The organism is Oscillibacter sp. CU971, assembly GCF_905219725.1.
In the GTDB taxonomy this organism is placed as follows: domain Bacteria; phylum Bacillota; class Clostridia; order Oscillospirales; family Oscillospiraceae; genus Oscillibacter.
Map to the genome: position 1 here is coordinate 1 of NZ_CAJMXG010000140.1, position 7,722 is coordinate 7,722.

2 protein-coding genes, 4 tRNA genes and 3 rRNA genes are annotated in these 7,722 nt (G+C 55.1%); all 9 read right to left on the bottom strand.

What is annotated here, in order from left to right:
- A 5S ribosomal RNA gene (gene rrf, locus JX325_RS10260) occupies positions 1 to 116 on the bottom strand.
- Between the two features lie 192 nt (positions 117 to 308).
- Positions 309 to 383, bottom strand: a tRNA-Glu gene (locus tag JX325_RS10265).
- A gap of 69 nt (positions 384 to 452) precedes the next feature.
- A tRNA-Lys gene (locus JX325_RS10270) sits at positions 453 to 528 on the bottom strand.
- A gap of 81 nt (positions 529 to 609) precedes the next feature.
- Positions 610 to 3,450: ribosomal RNA gene (locus JX325_RS10275) — 23S ribosomal RNA — on the bottom strand.
- A gap of 425 nt (positions 3,451 to 3,875) precedes the next feature.
- Positions 3,876 to 3,952 (bottom strand) — tRNA-Ile (locus tag JX325_RS10280).
- A gap of 3 nt (positions 3,953 to 3,955) precedes the next feature.
- A tRNA-Ala gene (locus JX325_RS10285) sits at positions 3,956 to 4,031 on the bottom strand.
- 122 nt (positions 4,032 to 4,153) lie between these two features.
- Positions 4,154 to 5,683, bottom strand: a 16S ribosomal RNA gene (locus tag JX325_RS10290).
- The 16S, 23S and 5S rRNA genes sit together here with 4 tRNA genes alongside, the layout of an rRNA operon.
- 612 nt (positions 5,684 to 6,295) lie before the next feature.
- On the bottom strand, positions 6,296 to 7,114 hold the full coding sequence (locus tag JX325_RS18465) for an anti-sigma factor (protein ID WP_204791049.1): 819 nt from the start codon (positions 7,112 to 7,114) through the stop codon (positions 6,296 to 6,298).
- Positions 7,111 to 7,722, bottom strand: a 612-nt coding sequence (locus JX325_RS10300) for a sigma-70 family RNA polymerase sigma factor (RefSeq protein ID WP_307819267.1), incomplete at its 5' end; no start/stop codon positions are given. The genes JX325_RS10300 and JX325_RS18465, both read right to left, overlap by 4 nt.

Below are 7,722 nucleotides of genomic sequence, written 5' to 3' on the forward strand. Positions count from 1 at the left end.
TGTTGGCGCCACCTATCTTCCCGGGCCGTCGCCAGCCAAGTATTGTGGGCAGAAACGAGCTTAACTACCGTGTTCGGAATGGGAACGGGTGGACCCTCGTTCTAATCAGCACCAACTTGCTCGTCGCAAAGTCCGCTTGGCTCCGTTGCTCCTCGCTTTCTTCGGCAAACGCTTCGCTGGTTTCCCTCGGAATCATGGAGATGAAGCTTTCGAACTTGCGCCGTATGTTAACTGGGTAAGACCCAGACAACAAACTATTATATGACGCTTCTATTCAATTGTCAAGCACTTTCTTCTTAAAGAAAGTTTGGTGACCCGTACCGGATTCGAACCGATGTTAACGGCGTGAGAGGCCGCTGTCTTAACCACTTGACCAACGGGCCGCGTCGTCGGGACCTTTGAGAGGGTTTCTCTGAACCAGGTGTATCCCCTGGATACACCCAGCTCAGAACTGGTGCACCTTCACGGACTCGAACCGGGGACCCACTGATTAAGAGTCAGTTGCTCTACCAACTGAGCTAAAGGTGCATACCCTTCCAGGTACACTGCCTGCACCCTCAAAACCGAACAATGTGATTACTTATCTTTCAGGCCGCCTGCATTTCTTTGTAGGTCAAGCCCTCGGGCTANTAGTACCGGTCAGCTGCATGCATTACTGCACTTCCACCTCCGGCCTATCAACCAGGTAGTCTTCCTGGGCCCTTACCTCTCTAGGAGTGAGAGATCTCATCTTAGGGGGAGTTTCACGCTTAGATGCTTTCAGCGTTTATCTCGTCCATACGTAGCTACCCAGCTGTGCCGTTGGCACGACAACTGGTGCACCAGAGGTATGTCCATCCCGGTCCTCTCGTACTAAGGACAGCTCCCTTCAAATCTCTTACGCCCGCAACAGATAGGGACCGAACTGTCTCACGACGTTCTGAACCCAGCTCGCGTGCCACTTTAATCGGCGAACAGCCGAACCCTTGGGACCGAATCCAGCCCCAGGATGTGACGAGCCGACATCGAGGTGCCAAACCTCCCCGTCGCTGTGGACGCTTGGGGGAGATCAGCCTGTTATCCCCAGGGNAGCTTTTATCCGTTGAGCGATGGCATTTCCACTCACATACCACCGGATCACTAACTCCAACTTTCGTTACTGCTCGACCCGTCGGTCTCGCAGTTAGGCTGGCTTCTGCGTTTACACTCACTGCACGATTTCCGTCCGTGCTGAGCCAACCTTTGAGCGCCTCCGTTACCTTTTAGGAGGCGACCGCCCCAGTCAAACTGCCCGCCTAACAGTGTCCCCCGACCGGATTCACGGCCGCAGGTTAGAAACTCAGCAATCCAAGAGTGGTATCCCACCGGCGGCTCCACACAAGCTGACGCCCGTGCTTCCAAGCCTCCCACCTATCCTGTACATGAATTACCGAATTCCAGTATTAAGCTGCAGTAAAGCTCCATGGGGTCTTTCCGTCTAGTTGCGGGTAACCGGCATCTTCACCGGTACTACAATTNCGCCGGGCGNGCTGTTGAGACAGTNCCCAAANCATTACGCNTTTCNTGCGGGTCAGAACTTACCTGACAAGGAATTTCGCTACCTTAGGACCGTTATAGTTACGGCCGCCGTTTANCGGGGCTTCAATNCAATGCTTCACCTTGCNGCTGACATCTCCTCTTAACCTTCCGGCACCGGGCAGGCGTCAGCCCATATACGTCATCTTTCGATTTAGCATAGACCTGTGTTTTTGGTAAACAGTTGCTTGGGCCTATTCTCTGCGGCCTCTTTCGAGGCTCCCCTTTTTCCGAAGTTACGGGGTCAACTTGCCGAGTTCCTTAACAACCCTTCTCCCGTTGGCCTTAGGATTCTCTCCTCATCTACCTGTGTCGGTTTGCGGTACGGGCGCCTTAGCATACGCCAGAGCTTTTCTCGCCTCTGAGCATCACCGACTTCGCTACTATATTTCGCTCCCTTTCGCCCGGGTCAACCAACGCCCGGGTTCGGTTATCTCAAAGTGTCCCTCTGGTTTAAGTTTCGGCGGCTACGGAATTTCTACCGTATGTGCATCGACTACGCCTTTCGGCCTCGCCTTAGCTCCCGGCTTACCTTGGGCGGACGAACCTTCCCCAAGAAACCTTAGATTTTCGGCCATTATGATTCCCACATAATTCTCGCTACTCATTCCGGCATTCTCACTTCTGTACAGTCCACCGCTCCTTCCGATGCGACTTCACCCCATACAGAACGCTCCCCTACCACTGTTCAAAGAACAATCCCAAGCTTCGGTTATACGCTTAGCCCCGTTACATTTTCCGCGCAGAGTCACTCGACCAGTGAGCTATTACGCACTCTTTTAATGAGTGGCTGCTTCTAAGCCAACATCCTGGTTGTTTTCGCAACTCCACATCGTTTTCCACTTAGCGTATATTAGGGACCTTAGCTGTGGGTCTGGGCTGTTTCCCTTTTGACAATGAAACTTATCTCACACTGTCTGACTGCTGTACATCAATTAGCCGGCATTCTTAGTTTGATAGGCGTCGGTAACTTTATCAGCCCCTAAACCATTCAGTGCTTTACCTCCGGTAATCTAATACAACGCTAGCCCTAAAGCTATTTCGGGGAGAACCAGCTATCTCCGGGTTCGATTGGAATTTCACCGCTACCCACAAGTCATCCGCCACCATTGCAACGGGGGTCGGTTCGGTCCTCCATGGGGTTTCACCCCCACTTCAACCTGCTCATGGGTAGGTCACCCGGTTTCGGGTCTATGGCAACGAACTTTACACGCCCTATTCAGACTCGCTCTCGCTGCGCCTCCGGCACTGAATGCCTTAAGCTCGCTCGTTACTATAACTCGCCGGACCGTTCTACAAAAAGTACGCCATCACGCTTTAACGCGCTTTGACTGCTTGTAAGCACAAGGTTTCAGGTTCTCTTTCACTCCCCTCCCGGNGTCCTTTTCACCNTTCCCTCACGGTACTGCTCCTCTATCGGTCATCAGGTAGTATTTAGGCTTGGAGNGTGGTCCCCCCTGTTTCCCACGGGGTTTCACGTGTCCCGCGGTACTCTGGATCCGATCTATAAGCATCGCCTTTCGCTTACGGGGCTCTCACCCTCTGTGGCCGGCCTTCCCAGACCGTTCTGCTAAACTAGCTTACGTGATGATCGTCCGCAACCCCGGAGAATAAATCCTCCGGTTTGGCCTCTTCCGCGTTCGCTCGCCACTACTTACNGAATCTCGGTTGATGTCTCTTCCTCGCCCTACTTAGATGTTTCAGTTCAGGCGGTTCCCCACGTACGCCTATTTGATTCAACGCACGCTGACTGGATATTGTCCAGCCGGGTTGCCCCATTCGGAAATCTGCGGGTCAATGGATATTTGCTCCTCACCGCAGCTTATCGCAGCTTGTCACGTCCTTCGTCGGCTCCTGATGCCAAGGCATTCCCCTTGCGCTCTTTTCAGCTTGACCTGCTCGTCGCAAACTCCGCTTGCTGCGCTCCCGCCGCCAGCCTAAAGGCTTCTGGCAAGAGCTTGCTTCGCTCCGTTGCTCCTCGCTTTCGCCAAAAACCAGTTTTTGGCGAACTTTACGGGGGACGGAGGACGAGAGTTTTTAACGAGGTTTCACTGAGATAGCTATTCTCATGAATTATGCAGGCTTCACAAAGAAGTTTTTCGAAATTGNAATTGTTACCCTTCATCCTTTCGGATGTTGTTCCACAATTAAAACTTACGCTTCACACTCTTTCGAGTGCTTGCCTCTCTGTTGCCTTACNTNACNTTCATCACATTGTTCAGTTTTCAAGGTGCAGTATTTCCAGCCTCTTTTGAAGCCAGATCTCAAAATCCAAATTCCTTTGGGTTTTGAGATCCAACAGCAAAACGCTGTCTTCTGTTTGGTGGGCCTGAGTGGGCTCGAACCACCGACCTTACGATTATCAGTCGTACGCTCTAGCCAGCTGAGCTACAGGCCCGTCTGGTGGAGATAGNCGGGATCGAACCGGCGACCTCCTGCTTGCAAGGCAGGCGCTCTCCCAGCTGAGCTATATCCCCACATCTCTCCTCATTCCTCCGAAGGCGTATGCCCTCTAAATTAAACAACGTAACTACTCATCAGCCCAAACGGCTGACCAGGANGTTACNNACAGGTGTTTCACTGTCCGAGGTCTCCTTAGAAAGGAGGTGATCCAGCCGCTCGTTCTCGAACGGCTACCTTGTTACGACTTCACCCCAATTATCGAACCCACCTTCGGCCGCGCCCTCCTTGCGGTTAGGCTACGGACTTNGGGTGTTCCCGACTCTCATGGTGTGACGGGCGGTGTGTACAAGGCCCGGGAACGTATTCACCGCGGCATGCTGATCCGCGATTACTAGCGATTCCGACTTCACGCAGGCGGGTTGCAGCCTGCGATCCGAACTGGGACGGCTTTTTGGGGTTCNCTCNGCCTCGCGGCTTTGCATCCCTTTGTTAACCGCCATTGTATTACGTGTGTAGCCCAGGACATAAGGGGCATGATGATTTGTCGTCGTCNCCGCCTTCCTCCGTTTTGTCAACGGCAGTCTCGCTAGAGTGCTCTTGCGTAGCAACTAACAATAGGGGTTGCGCTCGTTGCGGGACTTAACCCAACATCTCACGACACGAGCTGACGACAACCATGCACCACCTGTCTCNNCTTTCNCCGAAGGGCACCTANTGTATCTCTNCNTCGTTAGCNGGATGTCGAGCCCTGGTAAGGTTCTTCGCGTTGCTTCGAATTAAACCACATAATCCACCGCTTGTGCGGGCCCCCGTCAATTCCTTTGAGTTTCAACCTTGCGATCGNACTCCCCAGGTGCGATACTTATTGTGTTAACTCCGGCACGCAGNGGGTCAGTCCCCGCACACCTAGTATCGATCGTTTACAGCGTNGACTACCAGGGTATCTAATCCTGTTTGCTCCCCACGCTTTCGCGCCTCACCGTCAGTTATCGTCCAGTAATCCGCCTTCGCCACTGGTGTTCTTCCTTATATCTACGCATTTCACCGCTACACAAGGAATTCCGATTACCTCTCCGACACTCAAGGGAAACAGTTTCAAATGCAGTTCACGGGTTGAGCCCGTGGATTTCACATCTGACTTGTCTCTCCGGCTGCACGCCCTTTACACCCAGTAAATCCGGACAACGCTTGCCACCTACGTATTACCGCGGCTGCTGGCACGTAGTTAGCCGTGGCTTATTCAAGGGGTACCGTCTTCTGCTCTTCCCCCTTAAAAGAAGTTTACAACCCGAAAGCCTTCTTCCTTCACGCGGCGTTGCTGGGTCAGACTTGCGTCCATTGCCCAATATTCCCCACTGCTGCCTCCCGTAGGAGTCTGGGCCGTATCTCAGTCCCAATGTGGCCGGCCAACCTCTCAGTCCGGCTACTGATCGTCGCCTTNGTGGGCCGTTACCTCACCAACTAGCTAATCAGACGCGAGGCCATCTTCCAGCGATAAATCTTTGACGTCGGAGTCATGCGGCTCCAACGCATCATNCGGTATTAGCAGTNGTTTCCAACTGTTGTCCCCCTNTGGAAGGCAGGTTCCTCACGCGTTACTCACCAGTCCGCCACTAAGCATTCCCATCCGTTGTCCGAAAACTCCTTCAGGGGTGCTCCGTTCGACTTGCATGTGTTAAGCACGCCGCCAGCGTTCGTCCTGAGCCAGGATCAAACTCTCTATAAAATGGTATCTAAACAGCTAAGCTGTTCAAACCAACATAGAGCTATTTGTCATAGCTTCAAGCATTTTTTTGGTTGCTGCTTTCGGGAGAATTGACTACCCCCTACTCACCCACAACCTTGGTTCTCCCGTCGTGATTTCNCACAACTAAGAGCTCCGTCTGGTGCTTTCTTTTCGTTACGTTGTTTAATTTACAAGGTACACGCCTCATCGGCGGAACGTTTGCTATTCTAGCACGTTCATCTCCGTTTGTCAAGCACTTTTTTGAGATTTTTTCATCTCATTTCGTGCCTGCCGCCGGGCCTCACGCTTTAGAATTTAGCTTTGCTATTCTATCACGCCGTTTCCGGTTTGTCAAGTGTTTTTTTCGGAAACTTTTCAAGTCCGAACCGCAAACCCTTGCGCCCCAGCCGCCGTGTCAGACAGCTTTGTTAGATTACCACGCCCCTCCTTGTTTGTCAAGCGGTTTTTGACTTTTTTTCTCCTTTTTTGTAAAATACCGGCGAAACGCTTATAACCCGGTATGACCTCTGTGCAGTTCTTACAACACCGTCCGCTTCCGCCCAAAGCAGCAGGCCGGTTTCCCGAAAGAAACCGGCCTGTGGGCGATCGTTCTTATTCCAAGGGCCCCGACACCACTACCAAGAAGGGCCCCTCCTCTTCCTCCGGCAGTTCCTCCTGCCGGTTCAGGGCTTCCAGCAGCGCCCTGTACTCTTCCCCATTCAGCTCATAACGCCATTCCACTGCGCTTTCCCATATTGGGGCGAATCCGTCCAGCAGCTCTCCCGCCTCTTCCCGGGTCAGATACAGCGTCTTCTCCGAGGCGGGGGGGCAGACGTGGAATTGCTCATCGTCCATCGCCGCCTCCGGGGCCGCTTCCGCCAGGGCCGCCTTCAGCGTCACTTCGTCGTTATAAAGCTCCGCCGCCTTCGACCGCGCTGCGGGGGCCGCCCGGACCGCTTCCTCCGGCATGTCCTCCGACGGGTCTTCCTTTGGTTCCGGGGCCGCCTGGGGGGCGATTCCCCCCCCTTCGCTTTCGATGACGCCGGTTGTATCACAGGCGGCGTTCCCGGCAGGCGCGGCAGTATCTCCGCCGGGGCCGGTCCGCACCAAGACGACCAGGGCGCAGCAAGCCGCCAGGGCCGCCGCCGTGCCCAGCCAACGCCGGACTCCCCGCCGCTTCATCTCCACAATTTTCCGTTCCCTGCCGGACGCCTCCCGGACCCGCTCCATCACGCCGCCGGCAAAGCCCTCCGGCACAACCNTCTCTTCCGCGTCCGGGAAGCACGCCCGAATGGCCAGCGCGTCGTCCACATAAGCTTGGCACCCGGGACACCCCGCCAGGTGATCCCCCACCCGTTTCATGTCCTCCGGCGCCAGCTCTCCGTCCACAAACAGGTCCAACAGGGCCGCGTATTCCTCACAGTATTTCATGAACGGCCCTCCTTTCCTGTCTCTTTAGACNGAGGCGGCGGAGAAAAGTTCCCCCGCGCCAGCAAAAAACTTCGCAGCTTTTTCCGCCCTCGGCTGATGCGGGACTTTACCGTCCCGATGTCCAGCTCCAGGGCCTTCCCAATCTCGTCATAGCGCAGCTGCTGGATCTCCCGCAGCACCAGCGCCTCCCGGTATTCCGGCGGCAGCGCCCGGAGCCCCTCCTCGATCTGCTCCCGCAGCTCCCGGCGCTCCGCCTCCTCCTGGGGGGACGGGATCGAAGCCGGAATATCCAGATTCAAATCCTCATCATCCAAGGATGCGTCCGCCTGCCGTTTCCCCTCCCGCCGGAGCAGGTCCACACAGGCGTTGGAGGCCAGCCGGTAGAGCCAGGTGGAAAAGCTGCTGTCCCCCCGGAAGCTCTTCAGTCCCTGCCAGGCCGCGAAAAATGCCTCCTGGGCGGCCTCGGCGGCGTCCTCCGGGTTCCGGCACATCCGCAGGGTCAGGGCCAGGACCCGTTTTTCATAGAGCCGCACCAGCTCCTCGAACGCCCCCTGGTCCCCCTCCCGGGCGGCGGCGATCCACCTTTGTTCCCGCAAGTCCGTCATAGC